Here is a 2,700-nt window from a genome sequence, read left to right as displayed (position 1 = left end):
TGAACGGCAGCGGAAAACTTCGCCGGATATAAGGGATCACATCGTCGGTCATCATTCCCTGCATCTCGTGGGGAACGCCCGGCATGCTCACGTACACTATGCCATTTTTTTCAAAAAGCATACCCGGTGCGGTTCCGCGTTTGTTGAGCAATACTTTGCAATTGTCGGGAACTTCTGCCTGCTTGAGATTTCTTTCCGTAAGTGGCCTTTTGAAAACAGTTTCAAATAAATACTGAAGATTGCGCAAAGCACCTTCATCAACGATCAGGTTTCCGCCGAAATATTCTGTCAGCAAGGGTTTGGTGATATCATCGGCGGTAGGGCCCAGGCCACCGGTGATGAGGATAATATCGGCATGACGGCTTTCTTCATCGAGGGCGTTCCAGATTGCGTCGCGGGTATCGCCAACGGCTACACGGCGCAGAACGGCTATACCTGCTTTATTCAATTCCTGCGCCATCCAGGCGCTGTTGGTATCTATAACCTGTCCGATCAGTAGTTCATCGCCGATGGTGATGATGGAAGTTTTTATCATGGTGGAATGAGTAGAGAAATATATTACTTGAATGAGATGCCTTCGTAAATATCTTGCAAAGAAATGTTTAAATGGACAGTATCGATTACAAAAAAAACTTCAATAGAATCATGATATGTCACCAGCCAGCTATTGTCTGAATTGCGGATATTCTTTTGAACGAATATTGATTCTGAATCAATGATGATATATTCCTTCAGGGATACTATTTCCCGGTATAGTGAAAATTTTTGGCCCAGATCATAATTGGCAGTTGATTTTGAGAGTATTTCTATTATTACTGAAGGATTTGTCACTGTATCTAATGAGCTGTCAGTTGTTTGAGGTTCTCCACAAATGATGGAAATGTCAGGATATGTATACAACGTATTTTTTGGGATATGAATGCGAAGGTCATTGTTATACGGCTGGCAAGGTTTACCACGAAGCCTGCTGATGAGTTCTCCTGTAATTCTGGTTGCAATTTTACTATGATTGATCGATGCCCCGCTCATAGCAAAGATCTCACCCTGATAATACTCATGTTTCTCTGTAGCTTCCCGCTCCATGGCCAGGTATTCTTCCGGGGAAAAATGATTGTATTTCACCGCAGGTTCTTCCGTTACATTATCCATACATCATGTTTAATTATAAAGAGTTATTTGAAAGTAACAGCCTTGTAAATGTCTTTCAATGAAATACCGATCTGAACAGTATTTATTATCAGCGACTCATCTGCTTCATTATATTCAGTCATCTGCCAGCTTTTATCCGCGATCTTAGTATTATTCTGCACAAACATTTTTTCGGAATCCACAACGATATATTCTTTCAAAGAAGGAATATCGCGGTATAACATGAACTTTTTGCCGATATCATAATCGCGGGTAGATTTTGATAATATTTCTATAATAACAGAAGGATTGGTGACCGTGTCAAAATGGTTGTCCGTAAGCTCCGGCTCGCCGCAAATAATGAGCATGTCGGGGTAAGTATATAATGTATTTTTTTGCACATGCGTGCGAAAATCAGCACCATAAGGTTTGCAGCCCTTGCCTTTTAATTTATATCCAATCTCTGTAAAAAGATTTGAAAAGATCTCATTGTGCTCCCGGGAAGCACCGGTCATAACAAAGATCTCTCCCTGATAATACTCATGTTTCTCTGTAGCTTCCCGCTCCATTGCCAGGTATTCTTCCGGGGAAAAATGATTGTATTTCACCGCAGGTTCTTCCGTTACATTTTCCATGTATCAAATTTAAATCTTTTAGCTTTGATAAATGAATATTTCAACCATGAAAGGAATTGTTTTTTTACCGCTGTTTTTTGTTGTTTTCAACGGGTTTGCGCAAAACCTGCAGTCACGGCTGGCTTCCGCTGTCACGGTATTGGAAAAAGATAAACAATTCGAGCATGCCATGGTTGGGATGTATGTTGTGGAGACTTCCACCGGTAATGTGATATTTGACCGCAATGCACAACTCGGACTCGCCCCTGCAAGTTGCCAGAAAGTGATCACCAGTGCCAGTGCTTTTGAACTACTCGGAAAAGATTTCCATTACAAAACCTTGATTGGTTCTGATAGTATCCCCAAAGAAGGAAACATGCTGGGAAACCTTTTTTTTGTTGGAAACGGAGACCCCACGCTCGGTAGCTGGCGTTGGAAGCAAACTTCTGAAGAAAATGTGTTGAAAAAGGTCACCGGATCTTTAAGGAAAAACGGTGTTGAGTATATTCAGGGAAATATTTACTCCGATGACCGCTATTTTTCTTACAACCCGGTGCCCGACGGATGGATATGGCAGGATATAGGAAATTATTATGGTGCCGGAGCCTGGGGATTCAACTGGCGCGAAAATCAATATGATCTTGTACTGGCTTCTACCAATACGATCGGCGAAAGAGCGGTCATTGTATCCACCAACCCTCCGGTAATAGCCGATGACATAACCAACCTGGTACGTTCTGCCAAAAAAGGCAGTGGCGATAATGTTTACCTTTATGCAGCGCCTTACAGCAAAGAAATATTCGCTTCAGGTACTATTCCTGTCGGGGAAAACAAATTTATTGTCGCCGGCGCATTGCCGAATCCGCCGGGGACTTTTTTAACGGCCGTATCAGCCGCGATCAAAAAAGAGGGTATAGGGTTTACCAATAGCCTGTTCACGTTCAGTTATGCGCTTAAA

General features: G+C 42.4%; 4 protein-coding genes. 1 reads left to right on the top strand and 3 read right to left on the bottom strand.

What is annotated here, in order from left to right; translation table 11 throughout:
- From EGI32_RS10885 to EGI32_RS10875, 3 genes are all read right to left on the bottom strand, one after another.
- Window positions 1–535, bottom strand: a 535-nt coding sequence (locus EGI32_RS10885) for a molybdopterin-binding protein (protein ID WP_255155412.1), incomplete at its 3' end; no start/stop codon positions are given.
- A 23-nt stretch (window positions 536–558) separates the two neighbouring features.
- On the bottom strand, window positions 559–1,149 hold the full coding sequence (locus EGI32_RS10880; RefSeq protein ID WP_255155411.1) for a Uma2 family endonuclease: 591 nt from the start codon (window positions 1,147–1,149) through the stop codon (window positions 559–561).
- Window positions 1,150–1,172: 23 nt separating this feature from the next.
- Window positions 1,173–1,763, bottom strand: a complete 591-nt coding sequence (locus tag EGI32_RS10875) for a Uma2 family endonuclease (RefSeq protein WP_255155410.1) — start codon at window positions 1,761–1,763, stop codon at window positions 1,173–1,175.
- A gap of 46 nt (window positions 1,764–1,809) precedes the next feature.
- Here EGI32_RS10875 and EGI32_RS10870 point away from each other — a divergent pair.
- A partial coding sequence (locus tag EGI32_RS10870; RefSeq protein WP_255155409.1) for a D-alanyl-D-alanine carboxypeptidase/D-alanyl-D-alanine-endopeptidase occupies window positions 1,810–2,700 on the top strand: 891 nt, incomplete at its 3' end.

This window comes from Ferruginibacter sp. HRS2-29, assembly GCF_024343615.1.
Lineage (GTDB): Bacteria > Bacteroidota > Bacteroidia > Chitinophagales > Chitinophagaceae > Ferruginibacter.
The sequence above is the reverse complement of the archived record's forward strand: the minus strand, read 5'-3'. Positions and strand labels throughout refer to the sequence as shown.